Source organism: Streptomyces sp. NBC_00727 (assembly GCF_045161745.1).
Classification (GTDB): Bacteria; Actinomycetota; Actinomycetes; order Streptomycetales; family Streptomycetaceae; genus Streptomyces.
This window is the reverse complement of record NZ_CP108981.1, coordinates 2,671,175-2,695,862: the sequence shown is the minus strand read 5'-3', so window position 1 is coordinate 2,695,862 and position 24,688 is coordinate 2,671,175. Positions and strand designations below refer to the sequence as shown.

Genomic DNA, 24,688 nt, shown 5'->3' with positions numbered 1-24,688 from the left:
TCCCCGTGCGCGCGGACGTTCCACGACCAGGCAATCCAGGAGCAGCCATGTACGCCCCGGGTCTTCCGCCCACGGCGCCGCGCCGAGTCCCCGGCAGGCCCTGGATCGTATCCATGCGCGTCCTGTTCACCCTGCTCGCGCTCTGCTCCCTCGGCATGCTGCTGTGGGCACCGCTGCTCAGGCTGGCGTTCGTCCGCCGCCGGGCCCTCGACTGGTGGATCGCCGGCGCCGGCTTCGTCTTCGTATGCGTGCTGCTGCCCATCCTCGGCAGGGACGAGCCGAACGTGGAGGCGCACGGCATCGACTACGTGCTCATACCGCTGCTGCTCCTGGTGCTGGCGGGTGCCTGCGTGTACTACCTCGTCGCCGACGTCCGCCACTACGCCCGCCTGACCGGCAAGGACGCCGCCTTCCCGCAGCCGGTCCCCGGCTACGGATACGTGACCACCGTGCCCATGCCGACACCCCCGTACGGGCAGCCGCAGACCTACCCGCCCCACGCCCAGCAGCAGCCCTACCCGCTTCCCCTCACGCGCTGCCCCCAACCGGAGGACGCCCGCCCAGCCCCGCAGCACCCCGCCCCGCCCCAGCGCATCAACCAGGTTCGCGCCGAGCTCGACGAGCTGAGCGACTACCTCCGCAAGGAGGAGGGCCGGTGAGCGGTCGCCTCATCGGCGGGCGGTACGAGCTGGCGACGATCCTCGGCCAGGGCGGCATGGGCCAGGTCTGGACGGCCTACGACCAGCGCCTGGACCGCCGGGTCGCCGTCAAGCTGCTGCGCCCCGACCGGGTCACCGGACCCATCGGCAGCGAGGCCGCCGACGAACTGCGCCGCCGCTTCGTCCGCGAGTGCCGGGTCACCGCGCAGGTGGACCACCCGGGCCTGGTCACCGTGCACGACGCGGGCAGCGACGGCGACGACCTGTTCCTCGTCATGCAGTACGTGGAGGGCGCCGACCTCGGCGACCACCTCGCCGAGCACGACCCCTACCCCTGGCCCTGGGCCGTCGCGGTCGCCGCGCAGCTGTGCGCCGTCCTCAGCGCCGTGCACGCCGTGCCGATCGTCCACCGCGACCTCAAGCCCCGCAACGTGATGGTCCGTCCGGACGGCACCGTCCTCGTCCTCGACCTGGGCGTCGCCACCGTCCTCGACACCGACACCACCCGCCTCACGCACACCGGCTCACCCATCGGCTCCCCGGCCTACATGGCCCCCGAACAGGCGATGGGCGGCGCCGTCGGCCCGTACACCGACCTCTACGCCCTCGGCGTCCTGCTGCACGAACTGCTCAGCGGCGACGTGCCGTTCGCCGGCTCAACCGCCCTCGGCGTGCTCCACCGCCACCTCTACGAACCACCGGTGCCCGTCCGGCAGATCCGGCCCGACATCCCCGAGGCCCTGGAGGCGCTCGTCCTGCGGCTGCTCGCCAAGGACCCGCAGCACCGCCCGGACAGCGCCCAGGAGGTGTACGAGCAGCTCGCCCCGCTGCTGCCCGCGCGCGGCTACCGGCCGCCCACCGGACCGCTCGACCCCACCCGCCCCTTCCTCCGGCCGCACGCCCCCTGGCCCGACCGCCCCACGGTCCCGCCGCCCCCCAGGCCCGCCGCCGCGCCCGCCCGGACGGACGTCGCCGCGGCCGTCGACGAGGTCAAGAAGCTGCTCGGCGAGGGCCGCATCACCCAGGCCGTCGACATGCTCGGCGGGCTCCTGCCCGTCGCCGCCGAACAGCACGGCCCCGGCTCCCCGGTCGTCCGCATCCTGCGCAAGCAGTACGCGGCCACCCTCATGGACGACGGCCAGTACCGCCGCGCCCTGCCCGAACTGCGCCGGCTCGCCGACGACCGCGCGGCCGAGGCGGGCGCCGCCGACCCGCAGACCCTCGGCTACCGCTGCGACGTCGCCCAGTGCCTCGAACAGCTCGGGGAGCCCGCCGCCGCACTCGCCGAATACCGCGCCGTCCTGCCGTACTACGAGAACCAGTACGCCACGGGCAACGACCCGGCCCGCTCGTACGAGATCCGCCACCGCATCGGACAGCTGCTCCTCGCCCTCGGCGACCACGCGGGAGCGCGCTCCCAGCTCCAGGCGCTGCTGTACGACACCGAGCGCACCTACGGCCCGCACCACCCGCAGGCCGTCGAACTGCGCCGGCAGCTGGAGCGCCAGATGGAGGTCCGGGGCGGTTGAGTGCGCGGGCTCCGGGGAAGGCGCCCGGGGCCGTTCACCCGATGGCCGCCCGCCGGTCACACCGGGCTCCGGAGGGCGACACCTCGACCGGTTGATGTACATGGGTGCTGATCTCGCTGGTGGTGCCTTGTTTCAACGAGGAAGAGATCCTCGAACGCTTCCATGAACGCGTCACGGACGAGATGTCCCGTCTCGGCCACGCGTTCGAGGTCGTCTACATCGACGACGGAAGCGCCGACCGGACCCTCCCCCTCATCCAGGAACTGGCCGCCGCCGACCCCCGCGTCCGCTACGTCTCCTTCAGCCGCAACTTCGGCAAGGAGGCCGCCATGCTGGCCGGCCTCCAGCACGCCGGGGGAGACGCCGTCGTCCTGATGGACGCCGACCTCCAACACCCGCCGGAGCTCGTCGGCCGCATGCTCCAGGAGCACGCCAAGGGCCACGACCAGGTCATCGCCCGCCGCACCCGCACCGGCGACCGCGTCACCCGTACCCTCTCCGCACGCGCCTACTACTGGCTGATCAACCGCCTCGTCGACGTCGAGCTCGTCGACGGAGTGGGCGACTTCCGGCTCCTGTCGCGGCGCGCGACCGAGGCCGTGCTCGGCCTCACCGAGTACAACCGCTTCTCCAAGGGCCTCTTCGCCTGGGTCGGCTTCCCCACCACGACCTTCAGCTACGAGAACGCCGTACGGGAACAGGGCCGCTCCGCCTGGACCTTCGGCAAACTCCTCAACTACGGCCTGGACGGGCTGCTCTCCTTCAACAACAAACCCCTGCGCGCCGCCCTCTACCTCGGCCTGCTCCTCACCGCGCTCGCCCTCGCCTACGCCGCCTGGATCGTCGGCGTCGCCCTCGTACGGGGCGTCGACACCCCCGGATACGTCACCCTCCTCGTCGTCGTCACCGCACTCGCCGGGGTCCAGATGGTGATGGTCGGGGTGGTCGGCGAATACGTGGGGCGCATCTACTACGAGGTGAAGCGCCGCCCGCACTTCCTCGTGAAGGCCACCAACGCCTCCGCGCACCGGCCCGACCGGGAGCCGGAACCCCGGGAGTTCGCACGCCGATGAGCGTCACGGCACAGATCGTCCGCTTCGCCCTGGTGGGCGCGGTGAACACCGGCACGTACTACGGCTGCTACCTGCTCCTGCTGCACCGGCTGCCGTACATCGCCGCCCACGTACTCGCCTTCGTGCTCAGCATGACCGGATCGTTCTTCCTGAACTCGTACTTCACGTACCGCACCCGGCCCACCTGGCGGAAGTTCCTGCTCTTCCCCCTCACCAACGCGGCCAACTTCGTCATCACCACCGGCGGCGTCTACCTCCTGGTCGACCTGGCCGGATTCAGCGACCGCTACGCCCCGCTGGTGGCCGCCGCGGCCGCCATCCCCATCACGTTCGTGGTCTCGCGCACGATCATGCTGCGGCCGGACACCCCGCCCCGGAAGCGGCCGGAACCGGTGGCCTGAGACGGCGGTCGGACGGTCACCGTCCGAACCGGGGCGGCCCGCATCCCCAACTCCTCCCGAATCGTTGGTCGAATCAGTGGCCCGGACCACTTCCACTGCCCTAGAGCATCCGGCAGTCGGGGGACGGCGTCACGGGTCTGGGCACGCACATCTGCGGCGTTGTCGTCAATCAACAACGCTCCGCGTTGCCTCAATCCTCCGCCTTGCAGCTGCACGCACCCAGACCCGCTCCTTTTCCCGCTCCCCAACTGCCGGATGCTCTAGCATCGATCAACGCAAGGCCTTGTGCACCGCCGCACAATCTCCTCGGGAGGCTCCTTTGCACCGCCGCCGTCGCACCGCGCTCACCGTCTCCGCCGCGCTGCTCGCCGCAGCGCCGCTCCTCACCGCCTGCGGCAGCCAGGCCCACCCCGGCGCCGCGGCCGTCGTCGGCGGGGACCGGATCACGGTGTCCACCGTGCAGGCCCAGGTGGCGGACGTACGCGAGGCGCAGGGCTCGTCCCCGCAGTCCGCCCAGCTCACCGACCAGTCCGGCCAGCTCGCCCGCGCCAAGCTGCACGGGCTGATCCTCGACCGGGTCCTCGACCGGGCCGCTGCGGACGCGGGCGTCACGGTGACCCGCGCCGACATCCAGCAGATGCGCCAGTCGGCCGTCGCGCAGTACCAGGGCGAGAAGGGGCTCCAGCAGGCCGTCCTCCAGGAGCGCTGGCTCGCCCCGGGCCAGATCGACGCCTTCCTGCGCGAGCAGATCCAGATCACCAAGCTCGGCCAGGCCCTCGGCGCCGACCCGTCCACCCCCGAGGGCACCAAGGCCATCGGCGACGCCCTGACCAACGCGTCCAAGGCGCTGAACGTCGACGTCAACCCCCGCTACGGCACCTGGGACAACAAGCAGATCCAGCTCACCGACTACAAGGCGCCCTGGATCTCCCAGGTCACCAAGCCCGCCCAGGCGGCCGCCGAGGCCGGGGCCTGAGAGCCGCCGCGTGCGGCCGGGTAGATTCGGTGGCGTGAACGCTGAAGACCCCGGCCGCATCGTCCTGCTCACCGCCAGCCACCGGGTCGCGCCCGGACTGCTGTCCTGGCCCGCCTGGCAGGCGCTGCACGCCGCCGACGAGGTGCGCTGCGGCGAGCCGGAGCAGCCCCAGCTGCCGTATCTGCACGAGGCCGGCGTCACCGTCACCCCCGGCGTGCCCGAGGCCCAGCACCTCGTCGACGCCTGCGCGGGCGGCCGGACCGTGGTCGTCCTCACCGGCGGCGAGGGCAACCAGCCGCTCACCGACGGCCTGGCCCGGCTGGCCGGCTCCGGGCGGGTCCGGATGCCCGACCTGGAGCTGCTCCCCGGCTCGTACGACCTGCCGGGCGCCCGGCTCCTCGATCTCGTCCAGGTCATGGACCGCATCCGCGCCGAGTGCCCGTGGACCTCGCGGAAGACCCACAAGGGCCTCGCCAAGTACGCCATCGAGGAGGCGTACGAACTGGTCGAGGCGATTGAGGACGGCGACCGCGAGGAACTGCGCGAGGAGCTGGGGGACGTGCTGCTCCAGGTCGTCTTCCACGCGCGCATCGCGGAGGAGGCCGAGGAGGAACCGTTCTCCTTGGACGACGTCGCCGGCACGCTGATCGAGAAGCTGATCCACCGCCACCCGCACGTCTTCGGCGACGAGACCGCGGAGACCCCGGAGGACGTCCACGCCCACTGGCTGCGCACCAAGGCGATCGAGAAGCAGCGTGAATCGGTCACCGACGGGGTACCGCTCGGCCAGCCCGGCCTGGCGCTCGCCGCGAAGCTCGCAAGCCGGGCCCGTACCGCCGGACTCGACGTCCCCCTCCCCGAGGGCGACGACATCGGCTACCGCCTCCTCGCCCTCGCCGTACGCGCCCAGGAGGACGGCGTCGACCCGGAGGCCGCGCTACGGGCCGCGGGGCGGGCGTACCGGGACGCGATCAGGACGGCGGAGGGCACCGGATAACGTCGGGCTTGCCGCCTCCGCCTCACCCCTGCGTGCTGTTCACCGCCGTGAACTCCACCGGGAGCGTGCGGAGGCCGCGCATGATGAGGCCGCCCCGCCATCGGAGGTCACCGGGTTCTACGGCCAGCTGAACGTCGGGCAGGCGACGGAACAAGGTCTCCAACGCGGTGCGACCCTCAAGCCGTGCGAGGGGCGCCCCCAAGCAGTAGTGGATGCCGTGCCCGTATCCGAGATGCTGGTTGTCCCGACGGGACAGGTCGAGCGAGTCCGGCTCGGTGAATCGGGCCGGATCGCGGTCGGCCGCCGCGAGGACCACGAGCACGGGATCGCCCTCACGGATCTGTGTTCCTCCGATGCCGAGCGGCTCCGTGGCGTAGCGCCAGGTGGCCAGCTCGACCGGGCCGTCGAAGCGCAGCAGTTCCTCGATGGCGGTGTCCAGAAGGCGGTCGTCTCCTCGCTCGACCGCGCTCTGGAACACGGCGCGCTGTGAGGGGTTTCGGAAGAACGCGTGCGCGCTGTTGCCGATCAGGTTGATGGTCGTCTCGAAGCCCGCGAAGAGGATCACGAAGCACATCGCGGCGGCCTCGTTCTCGGTGAGGTGCTCGCCGTGGTCGCTCGCCCGGATCAGTGCTGAGATCAGGTCGTCGCCGGGGTTCTCCCGCTTGCGGTGGATCAGCTCCGCGAGGTAGGCGCGGATCTTCTTCACGGACCGGGCGACCCCGCCGCGCGGGCCGCCGCCGTGCCGGATCATCATGCCGGCCCAGTCCCTGAAGTCGTCCTGATCCTCCTCAGGTACGCCGAGGAGATCGCAAATGGCGTAAATGGGGAGCGGAAAGGCGAAGTCATGGATCAGATCCGCCTCCCCCTTCGCCGCGAAGTCGTCGATGAGCCGGTCCGCCAACTCCTGTACGCGGGGCCCGAAAACGGCGATGGTCCGGGGCGTGAACGCCTTGGACACCAGCCGACGCAGCCTTGTGTGGTCGGGCGGGTCGATGTTCAGCAGATGCGTCATGAGGTTGGCGCTGCGCTCGCCCGGGATGCCGGTCTTGCTCTTGCCCTGGGCGTCCTTCGCGTGGTGAGCCGGATTCTTCGAGAGGCGGCTGTCCGCGAGGGCCTGCCGCGCGTCCGCGTAACGGGTGACGAGCCATGCCTCCACACCGCTCGGCAAGGTCGTCCGGTGCACCGGACTGTGCTCCCTCAGCCAGGCGTAGGCGGGGTACGGGTCGGTGGCGAACTCCCAGGTGAAGAGTTCGGGCGGCGGGGTGCGGTTCACATGACGACGGTATCCGGCCCCGTGACTCCGGTCCTGCCGCAGTCAGCTGCGGGACGAGGCCGGCGATCGCCCCACACGAACGAGTGATGATCCGCCTATTTTCCCAGAAAGTGCTCGTATGCGCAGCGTATTCTCTTCGGAAAATGGCACCGGCCTCACAGTGCTTGGTAGAGCGCCATGAGGCCGAAACCTTCCCGGCGGTGCGTCAACACCCCGGGGACGGAACAGTCTCGGATGCCTATGCCTGCCCGCTTCAGCTGTGATCGTCGTGGCGAAGTACGCACGAGTCTCCACCGGCGAGCAACTCGACGGCTTCGGCCTTGAGGACCAGAATCAGATCTCCGAGGAGCGCGCCGGGCTGCTCATGGAGACGCTCGGAAGAATCGGGTTCCAGAACGACCGGATCTATCCCCTGAGCGGCCGGATCGACAGTCTCTGCGGGGCGGTCTGCACCGGCATGGGACGGGGGAGCGGGAAAGCGCGCGGCTACCGCTGCAACCTCATTCACCGGCAAGTGCCCGCATACCTGGAGGCCGGCATCGATCCCCTTGTTCTCAAGGCCGGGCTCAAGGTGATGGAACAGGAGCTGGAGGAGTACAGAAGGCAGAAGGACGTCGCCGAACAATGGTTGCGGACACAAGCGGATCACCAGCGGCAGGCGACGAAACTTGCCGCCGTCGCGAGCAGTGCTCGCGAGTGCCTCGACAGCATGACACCGGACGAACGCAAGGAGCTGTGCGACTTCCTCGACGTCCGTGTCACACCCCGGGCGATGGGGAGGGCGGCCAGGTCGGGCATCAGGTGCGAGGTCAGGGAGTGGCATCACGAGACGGGGACTCTGGTGCCTCCCGACCCGACGGGTGAGGAGTGGGAGGCGGTTCTGGCGATGTTGCGCGGGTTCCTCCCGGAGAAGTCGAAGAAGCACTTCGTCTCGAAGTACGACATCCGCGTGCAGTTCTCCGGCATGCTCCACAGGTTGCGGAGCGGCTTGTCATGGGTCGAGATGCCGCTCACCTGGAGTCGGATCAACCCCATGAGGGAGCGCCGGCTCTTCTGGTGGAAGCGGGGGGCCCGGCCGGAGATCATGGCCGTTCTGGGGGCGGATTGCCGGGGTGTGGAGGCATACAGGCACTCGGTGCTGCCGAAGCTCACCGTCACCGTTCAACTGCGTGAGGGTCTGCCGGTACAAGGGCGTGGAGAAGCTCTTGATGCCCGGTCGGCGCTGTGATGCGGCAGGTGCGGCGCTTCTCCGTGGCTGTGGAGCGAGGCATGTGCGGGCCAATGAAAGTGACACTCTGTCAACTCTGTGACTTTCACGTGATCTGCGCTGCATCGACTTGTGACTCACGTTCGACTCCCGCTAGGTTCACCGTTCGACTCACCAGTCGCTTGTCAGTCACACGGAAGGCAACTCCCATGGGCTCCGCGAACGGCAGACACCGTCGCCCTCGTCAGGCACCCGCCATCGTCGTCGCCGCCGGCGTCACCGGCTCGGCCATCGCCATCCCGCTGCTCGGCGCGGCGGGCGCGCACGCGGCGGACGCGTCGACCTGGGACCGGGTGGCCGAGTGCGAGAGCGGCGGGACCTGGAGCGCCGACCTGGGCAACGGCTACTACGGCGGCCTCCAGTTCTCGCCCGAGCTGTGGAAGGCGTACGGCGGTGAGGCCTACGCCGAGCGCGCCGACCTCGCCAGCCGCTCGCAGCAGATCGCGGTGGCCGAGCGGGTCCTGGCCGCCAAGGGCCCGAAGGCGTGGCCCAGCTGTGCGGTGATCTCCGGGCTCGGCAAGAGCGCGGGCGCGGCGGACGTCGACCCGGGCGACGAGGACTCCGACGAGCCCGCCCGCAGCGCGGACTCGGGTCTGGACGCCGGGCTCGGCACCGACCCGGCGGACGACGCCTCGTCGGGTGCGACGGCCACCCCCTCGGACGAGGCGGCGGACGAGGCGGCCGGCGGTACGGCCACGGACGAGGACGCCGGCAAGAGCACCGGCAAGCACGCGGGCAGGAGCGCCGAGAAGGGCGGGGAGAAGGACGCGGACAAGGGCGCCGACGCCTCTCCCTCCGCCGACCCGTCCTCCACCCCGTCCACGGACCCCTCCGGCTCGGCCGACCCGTCCGCCGACCCTTCCACCGGCGCGTCGGACGGCGCGCGGGAGACGGGCGGCAAGCACCGGGGCGCCCCGGCCGCCGACGACACCACCGGGGCGGGCAGCGGCCGCGACACGGGCCGGCACGCCTCGCGGGGTGACGGCGAGGCACGCGACGGCGCGGCGCAGCCGGGTGGTGACACGTACACCGTCCGGCCGGGCGACAACCTGTCGGCCATCGCCGACGCGCAGGACCTGCCCGGCGGCTGGCCCGAGCTGTACGAGGCGAACAAGGCCGAGGTGGGCTCCGACCCGGACCTCATCCTGCCGGGCCAGAACCTCGACCTCGGCCTGTCCGACACGGCGGCCGACACCGCGGCCGACGCCCCGGCTGAGACCCCGGCCGACACTACGGGCGAGACCCCGGCTGACGCCCAGTGAGAAGCGCCGGCGAGCAGCTGAGAGCCTCCTGAGTTTTGGGTGGTTTAAGAGGCCCATGTCCCACTTTTGACCGAGTGAGACATGGGTCTCTTTGCGTGAACTGACGGCTCTTGTCCGGGAGGTCCCGCCGCATCCCTTCCGACCTGCGCAAATGAGGGTTCATCGGATGCTCTTACGGGATGATTATCCGGTATGTCCATCTTTGAATATGAGGGTTGGGTGTGATTACGGTCAGAACCGCTCGCACCGCGGGCCCCGTCGACCGTCACGCCGAATCCTGCCGTCGGTCGAAGGGAACAGACGCGAAAGCGCCGTAGGCAGGAGCGGGGGACCCAGGTAGGCGCTGGGCCGGATCGTCGGGAGACGCATCAGGACCGGCTAGGGGTGAAGTCGCGCCAGCAGCGCGGCCGGGCAACTCACTTGGCCCGAACCCGACAGCTCACCTCGCAGGCGTCGGTGAGGAGAAGACTCGATGCTGTTCAACCGCAAGGGCAACAAGCACCGCCGTCCGTCCAAGGCCGTCCGTGTCGCCACGCTCGCCGGTGTCGCCGGTGCCGCCGTCGCCGTCCCGCTGATGGGCGCCACCAACGCCTCCGCCGCCTCCGTCGCCACGTGGGACGCCGTCGCCCAGTGCGAGTCCGGCGGCAACTGGTCGATCAACACCGGCAACGGCTACTACGGCGGCCTGCAGTTCTCCCAGTCCAGCTGGGCCGCCGCCGGCGGTACGCAGTACGCGGCCCGCGCCGACCTGGCCACCAAGGCCCAGCAGATCGCCACCGCCGAGAAGCTCCTCGACATGCAGGGCCCGGGCGCCTGGGCCTGCGCCGGTGCCGGCAACCTGACCAACGACGGTGTCGACCCGGGCGTCGACACCGGCTCCGGCTCCGCGAAGCAGGAGGCCGCCCCCAAGCAGGAGGCCGCCCCGAAGAAGGACGAGCGCACCGAGGCCCCCGCCACCAACCGCTCGGACCGCTCGGACGCCCCGAAGAAGGCCGCGAAGAAGACGGTCACCACCCCCACCGGCCAGAAGGTCGCCAAGGGTGACGGCGAGTACAAGGTCGTGACCGGCGACTCGCTGAGCAAGATCGCCGCCGCGCACCACGTCAAGGGCGGCTGGGAGCAGCTGTTCAAGCTGAACAAGGACATCGTCCAGGACGCCGACCTGATCTACCCGGGTCAGCAGCTCCACCTGACGAAGTAGTCGCGGTTCCTCCTCACCGACTGCTCAGGCCGCCCCGGCCCGGCGCGCACCTCCCCCCGTGCGTGCCGGGCCGGGGCACGCCGCATCAGGGGTGCCGATACCCCTTGATCGTTCAACTGTTGTAGTTACTGGTCAGTAAATATTTGGCATTTCGCCCCGGTGTGCCCGTCCTCGGGTCCTTTTTCGTCCCAGGGGACGGGCGGTCGGCCGACGCAGACGGCCGGGCCGGTTAGGCTCTTGTCGCAAGGCCAAAGCGACCCTGCACAATCAGCGTCATATCCCAGAAGGAGATGCCTCGTGCCGTCCATCGACGTCGTCGTAGCCCGGGAAATCCTCGACTCCCGGGGCAACCCCACGGTCGAGGTCGAGGTCGGCCTCGACGACGGCAGCACCGGTCGTGCTGCTGTTCCGTCCGGCGCCTCCACCGGCGCGTTCGAGGCCATTGAGCTTCGCGACGGCGACCCCAACCGCTACCAGGGCAAGGGCGTCGAGAAGGCCGTCCTCGCCGTGATCGAGCAGATCGGCCCGGAGCTCGTCGGTTACGACGCCACCGAGCAGCGCCTCATCGACCAGGCGATGTTCGACCTGGACGCCACGGAGAACAAGGGCTCGCTCGGCGCCAACGCCATCCTCGGCGTCTCCCTCGCCGTCGCCCACGCCGCCTCCGAGGCCAGCGACCTCCCGCTCTTCCGCTACCTCGGCGGCCCGAACGCGCACCTGCTGCCCGTTCCGATGATGAACATCCTCAACGGCGGCTCGCACGCCGACTCCAACGTGGACATCCAGGAGTTCATGATCGCGCCGATCGGCGCCGAGTCGTTCTCCGAGGCCCTGCGCTGGGGCGCCGAGGTCTACCACACGCTGAAGAAGGTCCTGAAGACCAAGGGCCTGTCCACCGGCCTCGGCGACGAGGGCGGCTTCGCGCCGAACCTGGAGTCCAACCGCGCCGCCCTCGACCTCATCATCGAGGCCATCAAGGAGGCCGGCTACGCCCCGGGCAAGGACATCGCGCTCGCGCTCGACGTCGCCGCGTCCGAGTTCTACAAGGACGGCTCCTACGAGTTCGAGGGCAAGTCCCGCTCGGCCGCCGAGATGACCGAGTACTACGAGGAGCTCGTCTCCGCGTACCCGCTGGTCTCCATCGAGGACCCGCTGTACGAGGACGACTGGGCCGGCTGGAAGGTCATCACCGACAAGCTCGGCGCCAAGGTGCAGATCGTCGGCGACGACCTCTTCGTCACCAACCCGGAGCGCCTGGCCCGCGGCATCGAGGAGGGCTCCGCCAACGCCCTGCTCGTCAAGGTCAACCAGATCGGTTCGCTGACCGAGACCCTGGACGCCGTGGAGCTGGCCCAGCGCAACGGCTTCAAGTGCATGATGTCCCACCGTTCCGGTGAGACCGAGGACGTCACGATCGCCGACCTCGCGGTCGCCGTGAACTGCGGTCAGATCAAGACCGGTGCCCCGGCCCGCTCGGACCGCGTCGCCAAGTACAACCAGCTGCTGCGCATCGAGGAGATCCTCGACGACGCCGCGGTGTACGCGGGCCGCTCGGCGTTCCCGCGCTTCAAGGGCTGACGGCTCGTCGGGGCCGACGGCCCGTCGGGGCTGACGCCCCCTCGGGTACCCCCCGCCTCCCTCCGTCCCCGCGCTCGGTCCCGTACCGTGTGCGGGGACGGACGTGCGTGATGGGGAGGCGGGAACATGGCCGTGAAGGACCGGGACCGGTTCTCCACCGCGACCCGGCTGCGGCTGCTCGGTGAGCAGACCGCCGCCCGTGTCTACCGGTCCCAGAACCGCCGGCAGGCCCGCCGCTCCCGGCTCACCGGCCGGGCCGCCTTCCTGGCCCTGGTCGTCTGCTCGCTGGTCGTCGCCCTCGCGTACCCGATGCGTCAGTACGTGTCGCAGCGCGACGAGATCGCCGACCAGCGGCGGCTGGCGCGGGAGGCCGAGGCGCGCACCGAGGAGCTGCGGGACGAGAAGGCCCGGCTCCAGGACGACGCGTACATCAAGAGGCTGGCCCGCGAGCACCTGCACTACCTTCTTCCGGGGGAGACCGGCTTCACCGTGGTCGACCCCGACGCGGCCGAGGAGCGCAACGGGAAGCCGTCCGGCACGGACCGGCCGTGGCACTCCAACCTGTGGGACGGCGTCGACAGCGCCGACCGCGGCTGACGCCCGTCCCCACCTCCGTACCTCTGCAGAACCCGCGGTTCGAGCAGTCCGATCAGATCCCTAGGCAGGCATGGAAACGCCCCCTCCCCAGACCGAGTCCACCGTCCCCACCGAGGCGGACATCGCCGCGTTCCGGCAGCAGCTGGGCCGCCCGCCGCGCGGGCTGCGCGCCATCGCGCACCGCTGTCCGTGCGGCAACCCGGACGTGGTCGAGACGCAGCCCCGGCTGGAGGACGGCACGCCGTTCCCGACGACGTACTACCTGACGTGCCCGCGTGCCGCGTCCGCGATCGGCACGCTGGAGGCGAACGGGGTCATGAGGGAGATGACCGAGCGCCTGGGCCAGGACCCGGAGCTCGCGGCGGCCTACCGGGCGGCGCACGAGGACTACATCGCGCGGCGCGACGCCATCGAGGTCCTGGAGGGCTTCCCGAGCGCCGGCGGCATGCCGGACCGGGTGAAGTGCCTGCACGTGCTCGTCGGGCACTCGCTGGCGGCCGGCCCCGGGGTCAACCCGCTGGGCGACGAGGCGATCGCGATGCTTCCGGAGTGGTGGCGCAAGGGGCCGTGCGTGTCGCCGTGCGGCGAGCAGGGTACGGACGAGGGCTGAGGGGCGGCGACATGACGCGCGTGGCCGCCATCGACTGCGGTACCAACTCGATCCGTCTGCTGGTCGCGGACGCCGATCCCGTTACGGGGGAGCTCGTCGAGTTCGCCCGGCGGATGGAGATCGTCCGGCTGGGGCAGGGCGTCGACCGGACCGGCCGGCTCGCCCCGGAGGCGCTGGAGCGTACGTTCGCCGCCTGCCGGGACTACGCGGCGGTGATCGCGGAGCACGGCGCCGAGAAGGTCCGCTTCGTCGCCACCTCCGCCTCGCGGGACGCGGAGAACCGGGACGACTTCGTGCGCGGGGTGCGGGACATCCTGGGCGTCGAGCCCGAGGTGATCAGCGGGGACCAGGAGGCCGCGTTCTCGTTCGACGGGGCGACCAAGGAGCTGACCGGGCGCGACGACCTGGCGAAGCCGTACCTGGTCGTGGACATCGGCGGCGGCTCCACCGAGTTCGTGGTGGGCGACGACCGGGTGCGGGCCGCCCGGTCCGTGGACATCGGCTGCGTCCGGATGACCGAGCGCCACCTCGTACGCGACGGCGTCGTCAGCGACCCGCCCTCCCCCGGGGGGGCCGAGGCGATCCGTGCCGACGTGGCCGCCGCCCTGGACCTGGCCCAGGAGACCGTCCCGATCACCTCGGCGGCGACGCTCGTCGGCCTCGCGGGAACGGTCACCACGGTGGCCGCCATCGCGCTGGGCCTGGAGGAGTACGACTCCGCGGCGATCCACCACTCCCGCGTCTCCCTGGAGCAGGTCCGGGAGATCACCGCGCGCCTCCTGGCCTCGACCCATGCGGAGCGCGCGGCGATCGGCGCCATGCACCCGGGGCGGGTCGACGTGATCGCGTCCGGGGCGCTGATCCTGCAGGCCGTGATGGAGCGGACCGGGGCGCGCGAGGTCGTGGTGAGCGAACACGACATTCTGGATGGAATCGCCTGGTCCCTGGCCTGACGTCAGGCCGGGGCGGAGTGCTCATGCGTCATCCCGCCCGCACCTTTGAGTGGGCGGGATGTGCCTGGTGGAGCGGCTTTCCGGCTGACCTGACACCAACTTCGTGAACTTCTTCACAAGAGATTGGCCACCCTGGGCCCGACTTCTGCTCCGGAAGGGTCACGGCGGGGGTGAGCGGGGTCACTCGCGGAACGGACCGAAGTGTTCCGGGGGTGTCGCGGCGGTGGGGGCCGGGGAGGGGATCGCTCCGGGCCCGGGGCCCAAGGGCCAGCTCACAGGCGGTGAACAACGTTCACCGGCGTCACGGGGTTCCCGCCGCAGGTCATGACCTGGATCACGTGGGCGGCGAACTATAGCAGAGGGTGGCCACAACTTTGTGAAGGGGCTCACGAGCATGCCCCCCGAGGGGGGTGGATACTCGATGGCATGAGCACCACGGAGCGTCCCAGGATCCTCGTAGTAGGCGGTGGGTACGTAGGCCTGTACGCAGCTCGGCGCATCCTCAAGAAGATGCGCTACGGCGAGGCGACCGTCACGGTCGTCGACCCCCGGTCGTACATGACCTACCAGCCCTTCCTCCCCGAAGCTGCTGCCGGCAGCATCTCGCCTCGGCATGTCGTCGTCCCGCTGCGACGCGTCCTGCCCAAGGCCGAGGTCCTCACCGGCCGCGTCACCACCATCGACCAGGACCGCAAGGTCGCCACGGTCGCGCCGCTCGTCGGCGAGGCCTACGAGCTGCCCTTCGACTACCTGGTCATCGCGCTCGGCGCGGTCTCCCGCACCTTCCCGATCCCCGGCCTCGCCGAACAGGGCATCGGTATGAAGGGCATCGAGGAGGCCATCGGCCTGCGCAACCACGTCCTCGAGCAGCTGGACAAGGCCGACTCGACGACCGACGAGGACGTCCGCCGCCGGGCCCTCACCTTCGTCTTCGTGGGCGGCGGGTTCGCCGGTGCGGAGACCATCGGCGAGGTCGAGGACATGGCCCGTGACGCGGCGAAGTACTACACGAACGTGAAGCGCGAGGACATGCGCTTCATCCTCGTCGACGCCGCCGACAAGATCCTTCCCGAGGTCGGCCCGAAGCTCGGGACCTGGGGCCGCGAGCACCTGGAGTCCCGCGGTGTCGAGGTCTTCCTCTCGACCTCCATGGACTCCTGCGTCGACGGCCACGTGGTGCTGAAGAACGGCCTTGAGGTCGACTCCAACACCATCGTGTGGACCGCCGGTGTGAAGCCGAACCCGGCGCTGGCCCGCTTCGGCCTGCCGCTCGGCCCCCGCGGTCACGTGGACACCTCCGAGAAGCTCCAGGTGCAGGGCACCGACTACATCTGGGCCGCCGGCGACAACGCCCAGGTCCCGGACATGGTCGGCCGCAAGGCCGGCAACCCCAACGCCTGGTGCCCGCCGAACGCGCAGCACGCGCTGCGTCAGGCCAAGGTCCTCGGTGACAACGTCATCTCCGGGATGCGCGGCTTCCCGCAGGGCGACTACAGCCACGCCAACAAGGGCGCGGTCGCCGGCCTGGGCCTGCACAAGGGCGTGGCGATGATCGTCATGGGCAAGATGAAGATCAAGCTCAAGGGCCGCCTCGCCTGGTACATGCACCGTGGCTACCACGGCCTGGCGATGCCGACCTGGAACCGCAAGATCCGGATCTTCGCGGACTGGACGCTGGCGATGTTCCTCAAGCGCGAAGTCGTCTCGCTCGGCGCCATGGAGACGCCGCGCGAGGAGTTCTACGAGGCCGCCAAGCCGGCCCCCGCCCCGGCCGCCGCCAAGCCGGTGGGCGAGAAGGCCAAGGCCTCCTAGCCGCCCGCTCCGGCAGGAGCAGCAGTACGACGCCCGAAGGGGCCGTCCGCCATCCGTGGTGCGGGCGGCCCCTTCGGCGTATCCGGGTACAAGAGGACGGCGCGCGGCGCGGGCCGCACCCCCGGCGGATGCATGTGGCGTGCACGTGTTTTGCCGTTCCCTTGCCCGGTAGCGGGATGGCCGGGCCGCCGCAGACTGTTGTGGGGGATGTACCACGCCAAGGCGCCCCGGGTGCCGGGGTGTGGTCCGGGACATGTGTGGGCATGTCCGGTCACGTCGGGAAACACCGTCACGGAGGTGTGCGCCATGGCAGACGCCGCATTGCGGCTGACCGCTCTCGCCCAGGAGTTGCTGGGAGAACCCCTACCGGTCCGCATCCGGGCCTGGGACGGCAGCGAATCCGGACCGCCCGGCGCCCCCGTCCTCGTCATCAGGAACCGCCGGGCCCTGCGCCGGCTGCTGTGGAAGCCGGGCGAACTGGGCCTGGCCCGCGCCTGGGTGGCCGGCGAACTCGACATCGAGGGCGACCTCTACGAGGCCCTGGACCTGATGGCCGGGCTCGTCTGGGAGCGCGGCACCGATGTGCGCGGCGGCCTCCGGGCCCTGCGCGAGCCCCGGACGCGGGCCGCCGTGAAGGACCTGCTGAAGCTGACGGGGCCGTGGTTCCCGCCCCCGCCGCCGCCCGAGGAGGTCCGCCGCCGCGGCGGCACCCTGCACACCAGGCGCCGCGACAAGGAGGCCATCAGCCACCACTACGACGTGGGCAACGACTTCTACGAACTGGTCCTGGGCCCGTCCATGGTCTACTCCTGCGCCTACTGGGAGGACGCCGGGACCCTGGAGGGCGCCCAGCGCGACAAGCTCGACCTGGTCTGCCGCAAGCTCGCGCTCAAGGAGGGCGACCGCCTGCTGGACGTCGGCTGCGGCTGGGGCTCCATGGCCATCCACGCCGCCCGCGAGTACGGAGCCCGCGTCACCGGCGTGACCCTCTCCGCCGAACAGGCCGCCTTCGCCAGGAAGCGCGTCGCCGACGAGGGCCTCACCGACCGCGTCGAGATCCGGGTCCAGGACTACCGGGACGTCCAGGACGGCCCGTACGACGCCATCTCGTCCATCGGCATGGCGGAGCACGTCGGCTCCGTCCGCTACCGCGAGTACGCCGACGACCTCTACGCCCTCCTCAAGCCCGGCGGGCGCCTCCTCAACCACCAGATCGGGCGCCGCCCGGAGCAGGACGAGTCGGCGTACGAGATCGACGCGTTCATCGACGCCTATGTCTTCCCGGACGGGGAACTGGCCCCGGTCGGCCGGACCCTCGCCATCCTGGAGGAGGCCGGCTTCGAGGCCCGGGACGTCGAGGCGCTGCGCGAGCACTACGCCCTGACCCTGCGCCGCTGGGTCGCCAACCTGGAGCAGGGCTGGGCGCGCGCCGTGAAGCTGGTCTCGCCCGGGCGGGCCCGCGTCTGGCGGCTGTACATGGCCGCCTCCGCGCTGTCCTTCGAGCGCAACCGGATCGGGGTCAACCAGATCCTCGCGGTGCGCCCGGAGGAGGACGGCTCCTCCCGGATGCCGTTGCGCGCCCGCGCCTGGAGGGCCGACGCGACCGGCTGAGCCGCGTAACAAGGAGAAGGGGCCGGTGTCCGCGGTCGCGGACACCGGCCCCTTCGTCGTACGGGTGCGGCTACTCGGTCTTGATGGCCGTCAGCATGTTGAGCCTGGCGGCGCTGCGGGCCGGCCACAGGGCGGCCAGCACACCGACCAGACCGGCCAGCAGCAGGAAGACCGCGATCCGGCCCCACGGCACGACCAGCACGTACTGCGGGATCTCCTTGGCGACGGTCTGCCCGATCGCCCAGCCGAGGAACAGCCCGAGCCCGATGCCGACCACCGCGCCGAAGAGCGAGATGACCACCGCCTCCAGCCGGATCATCCGCTTCACCCGGCGCCGGTCCAGGCCGATCGCCCGCAGCATGCCGATCTCCTGCTGGCGCTCGAACACCGACATGGCCAGGGTGTTGACGACCCCGAGCACCGCGATGATCAGGGCCATGCCGAGCAGGCCGTACATGATGTTCATCGCGAGGTTGACGCCGCCGCCGAACATGTCCCGGATGTCCTGACGGTCCATGATGCTCATGCCCGGGTTGTCGCCCAGCGCGTCCACCAGCGCCTGCTCGTGGGCCGCGCTCGCGCCGCCCTCCGTCTTCACCCAGATCTCGCGGATGTCGCCCTTGCCCTCGTGCGGGGCGACGGTCGCGCGGGGGATGAGGACCGGCGAGAGGAACTCGTTGTCCTTGTAGAGCGCGCCGATCTTCAGCGTGCCCTTCTTCTTGTCGTCGTACGTGACGGAGACGGTGTCCCCGGCCTTCCAGCCGTGCGACTTCGCGGTCTTCTCCGCGACGGCGATCCCGCCCTTCTCCAGGGTGTCCAGGGAGCCCGCGACGGTGTCGACGGTGAGCACCTGCTGCACGTCGCCCGGGGTGACGCCGGACGCCGAGAGGCCCTGGCCGCCCATCGTCAGCCAGACGGCCTGCTGGGGCGAGGCGGCGGTGACGCCGTCGGCCTTCTCCAGAGCGGTCAGCGCGGATTCGTCGAGCGCGTCACCGCTGGCCATCGAGACCATGTAGTCGGCCTTGATGTTGTCCGTCGTCACCTTGTCGACCGCCTGGCCGAGGGTGACGCCGAGCACCGAGATGCCGGTGACGAGGGTGAGGCCGATCGCCAGCGCGGAGGCGGTGGCGCCGGTGCGCCGGGGGTTGCGGACCGCGTTCTGCGCGGCGAGCTTGCCGGAGACCCCGAACAGCCGGCGCAGGAGCGGGCGGACCAGGGTGATCACCGGGCGGGACAGCAGCGGGATGAGGACGATGACACCGATCAGCGCCAGGAACGCGCCGCCCGCGATGAGCAGCTGCCCGTCGGATCCGGCCTGTGCGGCGCCGCCGACGATCGCCGCGGCGCCGAGCAGCGTGATGATGCCGCCGATGGTGTTGCGCAGGACGAGGGACTTGACCGTGGCCACGGCGTGCGCGCTGTTCATCGCGGCGACCGGGGGGATCTTCGCGGCCCGGCGGGCGGGCAGCCAGGCGGCCAGGACGGTGATCAGGACGCCGACGGCGAACGCGGCGAAGACCGTGAGCGGGGCGACGACCAGCGGCCCGGCCGGGATCTTGCCGCCGATCAGGCTCATCGCGGAGCGCAGCCCGGTCGCGAGGCCGAGGCCCAGGGCGAAGCCGACGACCGAGGCGATGAGGCCGACCACGGCCGCCTCCAGGAGCACGGAGCGCTTGACCTGGCGGCGCGAGGCGCCGACGGCACGCATCAGGGCCAGCTCCTTGGTGCGCTGGGCGACCAGCATGGTGAAGGTGTTGGCGATCAGGAAGACCCCGACGAAGAGGGCGACCCCGGCGAAGGCCAGGAGCAGCTTGTTGAGGTTGCCGAGACCGTTCTCGATCTGCTCGGCCTGCTCGTCCGCGCGGACCTTACCGGTCTTGGCCTCGGCATCCTCCGGCAGCAGCGGCTTCACGGCGGCCAGCAGCTTCTGGTCGGAGGCGCCGGGCTTCGCGGTGACGGAGACGTCCTTGAACTCGCCGGGCCGCAGGAACAGCTTCTGCGCGACGGGGGTGTCGAAGAGGACCAGGCTGCCGCCGGCGTTGACCGCGCCGTCCTCGGTGGTGAAGACCCCGGACAGGGTGTACTCCTTCACCGGCCCGTTGGTGGCGACGCGCACCGTGTCGCCGACCTTGTACTCGCCCTTGTCCGCGGTGTCCCGGTCCAGCGCGATGCGGCCGGGCTCGGTGGGACCAGAGCCGTCGGTGAAGGTGTACGCGGTGTCCTTGCCGTCCTTGCCGGGGGCGAAGTTGGAGCCGGTGTTGGACCAGCCGTTGCCGATGAGCTTGCCGTCGGGGTCGGCGACCCCGGCGAAGCCGTCGACCCGGCCGGTGGCCGTGGCCACGCCGTCCAGGCCCCGGATCTTGTCCAGGGTGGCCTCGTCGACGGCGCGGGACTTCTCGTCGCGCTGGTCGGCGTAGGTGGTGACGGCGACGGCGATGTCGTCGTAGCTCTTGGCCGACTGGTTGCGGAAGGCGTTGCCGAGGGTGTCGGTGAAGACCAGGGTGCCGGAGACGAAGGCCACGCCGAGCATCACGGCGAGGATCGTCATCAGCAGCCTGGCCTTGTGCGCGAGCACGTTGCGCAGGGCGGTACGGAACATGTCTGTCAGTCCTGGGTGTCTGCCGGCCCGGGGAAGGCGGAGCCGGAGGAAGGGGTACGAAGCGCCGGTACGGGCCGGCTCAGCTGGTGCGGCCCTTGGCGTCGAACGCCTTCATCCGGTCCAGCACCCCGTCGGCGGTGGGGCGGATCATCTGGTCGACGATCGCGCCGTCCGCCAGGAAGATGACCCGGTCCGCGTAGGAGGCGGCGACCGGGTCGTGCGTCACCATCACCACGGTCTGGCCCAGTTCGCGCACGGAGTTGCGCAGGAAGCCCAGGACCTCGGCGCCGGAGCGGGAGTCGAGGTTGCCGGTCGGCTCGTCCCCGAAGATGATCTCCGGCTGCGAGGCCAGGGCGCGGGCCACCGCCACACGCTGCTGCTGGCCGCCGGAGAGCTCGGTGGGCCGGTGCTTCAGCCGGTCGGAGAGGCCCACCATGTCGATGACCCGGTGCAGCCACTCCTGGTTCGGCTTGCGGCCCGCGATGTCCATCGGGAGCGTGATGTTCTCCAGGGCGGTGAGCGTCGGCAGCAGGTTGAACGCCTGGAAGATGAAGCCGATCTTGTCCCGGCGCAGCTGCGTGAGCTGCTTGTCCTTGAGCGCGCCCAGCTCCGTCTCGCCGATGCGCACCGAACCGCTGCTGAAGCTGTCGAGGCCGGCCACGCAGTGCATCAGCGTGGACTTGCCGGAACCCGACGGGCCCATGATCGCGGTGAACTCGCCCTGCGGGAAGTCCACGGTGACCCGGTCGAGAGCGGTCACCCGGGTCTCGCCCTCGCCGTAGACCTTGGACAGTTCCGTGGCGCGGGCGGCCACCGCGGTGGCGCGGTGAGCGGTGGACATGGTGGTCACAGCGGACTCCAGGGGGTGGATGCGTACGGGACGGGCCCGCCCGGCGGCCCGCCGCGTCGGCGTGGGCCCCGGGTCAGGGGTACCGCTCCATCGTCTCCGCCGGACGGCCGCCGGTCGTCACTCCCGGTGCCCGTTCCCGGGGCCCTCTTGAGTCGCACGATGGCCCCGTCGGCGTCCTCCTCGGGTATGACATTCGCCCCGCGCGGTCCAGGGCCTGTATCGAGTTGTGGCGCGGCGTCGCGACGCCCGGCACGCACGCTCACGGCACGGCCGAAATGGCCAGGCAGTTCCGCTACGAGGACATCCCGACCGCACCGGGATCGCACGCACCGAACGCCGCTCCTTCTCCCGCGCCACAACTCAGTACAGGCCCTAGGGGGTCCGCTTCGGCGCTCCCGTCGAACCCCGCGGTACCAGCCGGGCCGTGGTGTCCTCGTACCCCTCGGCGCCGCCGTCGGTGACCAGGGACAGCAGGGTGCGGGCCGCGAGGCTCCCGTACGCCGGGATGTCGCGGTTCAGCGCGGTCAGCGGCGGCCGGACGACCCGGGAGAGCTGGGAGTCGTCCCAGGCGACGAGGGAGAGGTCGCCCGGCACGTCGAGCCCCATCTCCTGGGCGACCGAGAGCCCGGCGACGGCCATGATGTCGTTGTCGTACACGACGGCCGTGGGCCGCCGGGGCGAGCTGATCAGCCGGCGGGTGGCGTGCGCCCCGTCCTCGCCGGAGTAGCCCGTGTGCACGATGACCGGCTCGCCGAGGCCCAGTTCGGCGCAGACCTCGCGCTGGGCCCGGTCGCGCAGCGCGGTGTGGTTCAGTTCCGGCATCCCGGCGACCCGGGCGACCGAGCGGTGGCCGAGGACGGCGAGGTACGTGAAGGTGTCGCGGAGCGCGGCCGCGTCGTCGGACCACACGGCGGGCAGCGGGCCGGCCGCCGATGGGTGGCCGATCACCACGGCGGGCAGGCCGATTTCGGCGACGCCCTCGGTGCGGGGGTCGGGGTCGCGCAGGTCGGTGAGGAAGACGCCGTCCACCCGGCCCTCGCCCCGCCAGCGGCGGTAGACCTCCAGCTCCTGGGCCGGGTCCGTGACGACCTGGAGGAGCAGGGCGCAGCCGCGGGGCGAGAGTTCGGACTCGATGCCGCTGATCAGCTCCATGAAGAACGGCTCGACGCCGAGCAGCCGGGCGGGCCGGCACAGGGCGAGGCCCACCGCGTCGGCCCTGGCGCGGGTGAGTGCACGGGCCGCGCTGTTGGGCCGCCAGCCGATCTCCTGCGCGATGGCCTTGATGGCGGACCGGGTCGCGGGGGAGACACCGGGCCGGTCGTTGAGCGCGTAGGACACCGCGACCTTGGACACTCCGGCGCGGGCCGCGATGTCGGCGATCGTGGGGCGGTGCTTGGGCATGTGACCTCGCTTAACCGGTTCGCTCAACGTGCACATCCTAGACGCCGCGCGGGGCGCGTGCAGCCTCTCGCCGCCGACAGGTGAACGGCCGACTCGCCTGTGCGGTACATGGAATGGGAGCGCTCCCGCACCCTTGACAGGGTCATGCGGCGGCCTTAACTTCACGGCACTTACCCGGTTCAGTAACTCCGCTCGGCAGGGACGGCGGGGAGAAGGAGGGACGATGGGCACGGGATTCCGGGGACGGATCGCGGCCACGCTCGCCGTGATCGCACTCGCCGCCACCGCGTGCACGGGGGGCGGCTCTTCGGGCGGTTCCGGCGGCGGGGGAGGCGGCGCTCTTCCCCGTAACGAGACGCTCTACACCACCGGCACCCAGTGGGGGCCGCCGGCCAACTACAACCCGCTGCACAACTGGGACCACGCCACCGGCACCAAGGGCCTGGTCTACGAGACGCTGTTCCACTTCGACCCGAACGCGGGCAAGCTGACGCCCTGGCTCGCCGAGTCGGGCAGCTGGACCGGGGACAAGACCTACGAGGTGAAGCTGCGCCCCGGCATCAAGTGGTCCGACGGCAAGCCCCTGACCGCGAAGGACGTCGCCTACTCCTACAAGATCGGCAAGATCGAGGCGTCCGCCTTCCACAGCCTGTGGAGCTGGCTCTCCGACGCGGAGGCGGTGGACGCCACCACGGTCCGCTTCACCTTCAGGGAGGCCCGCTACCAGGAGTGGGACTTCACGCTCTACGGGCAGCCCGTCGTTCCCGAACACATCTGGGGCAAACGCTCCGAGAAGGAGGTCCTGGACGGCGTCAACGACAAGCCCGTCGGCACCGGCGCCTACACGCTCAAGAGCCACACCCAGGACCGGGTCGTCTGGCAGCGGCGCGACGACTGGTGGGGCGTCGAGGCGCTGTCCATGAAACCCGCTCCCCGCTACATCGTGGACGTCTCCAACCCCAGCAACGAGGTCGTCATCGGCCAGCTCGGCCAGGGCCAGCTGGACCTGAGCAACAACTTCCTGCCCGGCGCCGCCTCCCTGGTCAAGAGCAAGAAGGTCGTCTCGTACTACGAAGAGCCGCCCTACATGCTCTCCGCCAACACCGCCTGGCTGGTGCCCAACACCACGAAGAAGCCGATGGACGACGCCGCCTTCCGCAAGGCGCTCGCCGCCTCCGTCGACACCGGGAAGATCGTCAAGGGCGTGTACGGGGGCCTGGTCAAGGCGGCCGACCCGACCGGGCTGCTCCCGCAGTGGGACAAGTTCATCGACAAGGACCTCGTCGCGAGCGAGGGCTTCTCCTTCGACACCGACAAGGCCAAGCAGATCCTCGCGGACGCCGGCTACAAGGACACCGACGGCGACGGCCTGGTGGAGAACAAGGACGGCTCGAAGATCAGCCTCAAGCTGGCCGTGCCCACCGGCTGGACCGACTGGATGGAGGCCGCCAAGGTCATCGCCTCGTCCGCCAAAGCCGCCGGAATCAAGATCACCACCGAGTTCCCCGACGCCAACGCCCTCAACGAGCAGCGCGGCAAGGGCGACTTCGACCTCGTCGTCAACAACGAGCGCCAGCTCTCCAGTACCCCGTGGACGTACTACGAGTACATGTTCCAGCTTCCCGTCCAGAAGCAGCAGAACACCGTCAACTTCGGCCGCTACGAGAACGAGGACGCCTGGAAGCTCGTCCAGCAGCTCGGCGCGGTGAAGACCGACGACACCGAGGGCATGAAGAAGGTCATCTCCAAGATCCAGGACATCCAGCTCAAGGAGATGCCGGTCATCCCCCTCTGGTACAACGGCCTGTGGGCCCAGTCCACCACCGGCACCTGGACCAACTGGCCCTCGGACGCGCCCGGAGCGCCCAAGTACGCCCCCGCGATGTGGCGCAACTGGCTGGAGATGGGCGGCTTCGAAGCGCTCACGCAGCTCAAGCCCGCCAAGTGACACGGCAGTTCTGAGAGCGGCCGGCCCCGCGTCGGCCCCTCCCATTCCATGACCGCCCCGCCGTGTGCGTGCCGCCCTGACCGCCGCCCGC

At 70.7% G+C, this 24,688-nt stretch carries 20 protein-coding genes and 1 riboswitch; of the genes, 16 read left to right on the top strand and 4 right to left on the bottom strand.

The features are described from left to right. Positions 1-113 precede the first annotated feature (113 nt). The 6 genes from OG242_RS12000 (at position 114) to OG242_RS11975 (ending at position 5,635) form a co-directional block, all read left to right on the top strand. Positions 114-659, top strand: coding sequence for a hypothetical protein (locus OG242_RS12000; RefSeq protein WP_405898142.1), 546 nt, complete (start codon positions 114-116; stop codon positions 657-659). Further along, positions 656-2,188, top strand: coding sequence for a protein kinase domain-containing protein (locus tag OG242_RS11995; protein WP_405898141.1), 1,533 nt, complete (start codon positions 656-658; stop codon positions 2,186-2,188). Before OG242_RS12000 ends, OG242_RS11995 begins: the two co-directional genes overlap by 4 nt. Before the next feature lie 104 nt (positions 2,189-2,292). Beyond that, positions 2,293-3,261: a glycosyltransferase family 2 protein gene (locus OG242_RS11990; RefSeq protein WP_405898140.1), complete on the top strand. Its 969-nt coding sequence runs from the start codon at positions 2,293-2,295 to the stop codon at positions 3,259-3,261. Continuing rightward, positions 3,258-3,662 carry a GtrA family protein gene (locus OG242_RS11985; protein WP_405898139.1) on the top strand — a complete coding sequence of 135 codons (405 nt, stop codon included), beginning with the start codon at positions 3,258-3,260 and terminating at the stop codon, positions 3,660-3,662. The genes OG242_RS11990 and OG242_RS11985 overlap by 4 nt, the downstream gene beginning before the upstream one ends. 319 nt (positions 3,663-3,981) lie before the next feature. After that, positions 3,982-4,638 carry a SurA N-terminal domain-containing protein gene (locus OG242_RS11980; protein WP_405898138.1) on the top strand — a complete coding sequence of 219 codons (657 nt, stop codon included), beginning with the start codon at positions 3,982-3,984 and terminating at the stop codon, positions 4,636-4,638. Positions 4,639-4,672: 34 nt separating this feature from the next. Beyond that, on the top strand, positions 4,673-5,635 hold the full coding sequence (locus OG242_RS11975; RefSeq protein WP_405898137.1) for a nucleoside triphosphate pyrophosphohydrolase: 963 nt from the start codon (positions 4,673-4,675) through the stop codon (positions 5,633-5,635). 22 nt (positions 5,636-5,657) lie between these two features. On the opposite strand, the gene OG242_RS11970 is transcribed toward OG242_RS11975, so the two are convergent. Further along, complete coding sequence (locus OG242_RS11970; protein WP_405898136.1) at positions 5,658-6,908, bottom strand: cytochrome P450; 1,251 nt, start codon at positions 6,906-6,908, stop codon at positions 5,658-5,660. A 259-nt stretch (positions 6,909-7,167) separates the two neighbouring features. Here OG242_RS11970 and OG242_RS11965 point away from each other — a divergent pair, with 259 nt between their 5' ends. The 9 genes from OG242_RS11965 to OG242_RS11925 all read left to right on the top strand — a co-directional run bounded on the left by OG242_RS11965 (position 7,168) and on the right by OG242_RS11925 (position 17,799). Beyond that, the gene (locus OG242_RS11965) at positions 7,168-8,136 is read left to right on the top strand and encodes a hypothetical protein (RefSeq protein ID WP_405898135.1); all 969 of its coding nucleotides are present in this window, start codon (positions 7,168-7,170) and stop codon (positions 8,134-8,136) included. Between the two features lie 188 nt (positions 8,137-8,324). Beyond that, complete coding sequence (locus OG242_RS11960) at positions 8,325-9,437, top strand: transglycosylase family protein (protein WP_405898134.1); 1,113 nt, start codon at positions 8,325-8,327, stop codon at positions 9,435-9,437. Positions 9,438-9,736: 299 nt separating this feature from the next. Beyond that, positions 9,737-9,905, top strand: a riboswitch (cyclic di-AMP (ydaO/yuaA leader). A gap of 4 nt (positions 9,906-9,909) precedes the next feature. After that, positions 9,910-10,638: a transglycosylase family protein gene (locus tag OG242_RS11955; RefSeq protein ID WP_405898133.1), complete on the top strand. Its 729-nt coding sequence runs from the start codon at positions 9,910-9,912 to the stop codon at positions 10,636-10,638. 297 nt (positions 10,639-10,935) lie between these two features. Further along, entirely contained in the window at positions 10,936-12,216 is a 1,281-nt protein-coding gene (gene eno / locus OG242_RS11950; protein ID WP_018104074.1) for a phosphopyruvate hydratase, read from the top strand. A 126-nt stretch (positions 12,217-12,342) separates the two neighbouring features. Beyond that, the gene (locus tag OG242_RS11945; RefSeq protein ID WP_132903276.1) at positions 12,343-12,813 is read left to right on the top strand and encodes a septum formation initiator family protein; all 471 of its coding nucleotides are present in this window, start codon (positions 12,343-12,345) and stop codon (positions 12,811-12,813) included. A gap of 70 nt (positions 12,814-12,883) precedes the next feature. Beyond that, positions 12,884-13,423, top strand: a complete 540-nt coding sequence (locus tag OG242_RS11940) for a DUF501 domain-containing protein (RefSeq protein WP_405898132.1) — start codon at positions 12,884-12,886, stop codon at positions 13,421-13,423. An 11-nt stretch (positions 13,424-13,434) separates the two neighbouring features. Next, the gene (locus tag OG242_RS11935; protein WP_405898131.1) at positions 13,435-14,376 is read left to right on the top strand and encodes an exopolyphosphatase; all 942 of its coding nucleotides are present in this window, start codon (positions 13,435-13,437) and stop codon (positions 14,374-14,376) included. Positions 14,377-14,802: 426 nt separating this feature from the next. Continuing rightward, positions 14,803-16,188, top strand: coding sequence for an NAD(P)/FAD-dependent oxidoreductase (locus OG242_RS11930; RefSeq protein WP_405898130.1), 1,386 nt, complete (start codon positions 14,803-14,805; stop codon positions 16,186-16,188). Positions 16,189-16,494: 306 nt separating this feature from the next. Then, positions 16,495-17,799 carry a class I SAM-dependent methyltransferase gene (locus tag OG242_RS11925; protein WP_405898129.1) on the top strand — a complete coding sequence of 435 codons (1,305 nt, stop codon included), beginning with the start codon at positions 16,495-16,497 and terminating at the stop codon, positions 17,797-17,799. Between the two features lie 70 nt (positions 17,800-17,869). On the opposite strand, the gene OG242_RS11920 is transcribed toward OG242_RS11925, so the two are convergent. From OG242_RS11920 to OG242_RS11910, 3 genes are all read right to left on the bottom strand, one after another. Next, positions 17,870-20,398, bottom strand: coding sequence for an ABC transporter permease (locus OG242_RS11920; RefSeq protein WP_405898128.1), 2,529 nt, complete (start codon positions 20,396-20,398; stop codon positions 17,870-17,872). A 79-nt stretch (positions 20,399-20,477) separates the two neighbouring features. Next, the gene (locus tag OG242_RS11915; RefSeq protein ID WP_383756143.1) at positions 20,478-21,248 is read right to left on the bottom strand and encodes an ABC transporter ATP-binding protein; all 771 of its coding nucleotides are present in this window, start codon (positions 21,246-21,248) and stop codon (positions 20,478-20,480) included. Between the two features lie 372 nt (positions 21,249-21,620). Further along, the gene (locus tag OG242_RS11910; RefSeq protein ID WP_405898127.1) at positions 21,621-22,649 is read right to left on the bottom strand and encodes a LacI family DNA-binding transcriptional regulator; all 1,029 of its coding nucleotides are present in this window, start codon (positions 22,647-22,649) and stop codon (positions 21,621-21,623) included. Between the two features lie 223 nt (positions 22,650-22,872). Between OG242_RS11910 and OG242_RS11905 the strand changes: the two genes are divergently transcribed. Then, on the top strand, positions 22,873-24,597 hold the full coding sequence (locus OG242_RS11905; RefSeq protein ID WP_405898126.1) for an ABC transporter substrate-binding protein: 1,725 nt from the start codon (positions 22,873-22,875) through the stop codon (positions 24,595-24,597). Positions 24,598-24,688: the final 91 nt, after the last annotated feature.

What these genes read in the sequence shown, in the direction of transcription:
- OG242_RS11945 (WP_132903276.1), top strand. Translation starts at nt 12,343, where the DNA reads ATGGCCGTGAAGGACCGGGACCGGTTCTCCACCGCGACCCGGCTGCGG.
- OG242_RS11905 (WP_405898126.1), top strand. Translation starts at nt 22,873, where the DNA reads ATGGGCACGGGATTCCGGGGACGGATCGCGGCCACGCTCGCCGTGATC.
- OG242_RS11910 (WP_405898127.1), bottom strand. Translation starts at nt 22,649, where the DNA reads ATGCCCAAGCACCGCCCCACGATCGCCGACATCGCGGCCCGCGCCGGA.
- OG242_RS11930 (WP_405898130.1), top strand. Translation starts at nt 14,803, where the DNA reads ATGAGCACCACGGAGCGTCCCAGGATCCTCGTAGTAGGCGGTGGGTAC.
- OG242_RS12000 (WP_405898142.1), top strand. Translation starts at nt 114, where the DNA reads ATGCGCGTCCTGTTCACCCTGCTCGCGCTCTGCTCCCTCGGCATGCTG.
- OG242_RS11925 (WP_405898129.1), top strand. Translation starts at nt 16,495, where the DNA reads ATGGCAGACGCCGCATTGCGGCTGACCGCTCTCGCCCAGGAGTTGCTG.
- OG242_RS11955 (WP_405898133.1), top strand. Translation starts at nt 9,910, where the DNA reads ATGCTGTTCAACCGCAAGGGCAACAAGCACCGCCGTCCGTCCAAGGCC.
- OG242_RS11940 (WP_405898132.1), top strand. Translation starts at nt 12,884, where the DNA reads ATGGAAACGCCCCCTCCCCAGACCGAGTCCACCGTCCCCACCGAGGCG.
- OG242_RS11960 (WP_405898134.1), top strand. Translation starts at nt 8,325, where the DNA reads ATGGGCTCCGCGAACGGCAGACACCGTCGCCCTCGTCAGGCACCCGCC.
- OG242_RS11920 (WP_405898128.1), bottom strand. Translation starts at nt 20,398, where the DNA reads ATGTTCCGTACCGCCCTGCGCAACGTGCTCGCGCACAAGGCCAGGCTG.
- OG242_RS11935 (WP_405898131.1), top strand. Translation starts at nt 13,435, where the DNA reads ATGACGCGCGTGGCCGCCATCGACTGCGGTACCAACTCGATCCGTCTG.
- OG242_RS11985 (WP_405898139.1), top strand. Translation starts at nt 3,258, where the DNA reads ATGAGCGTCACGGCACAGATCGTCCGCTTCGCCCTGGTGGGCGCGGTG.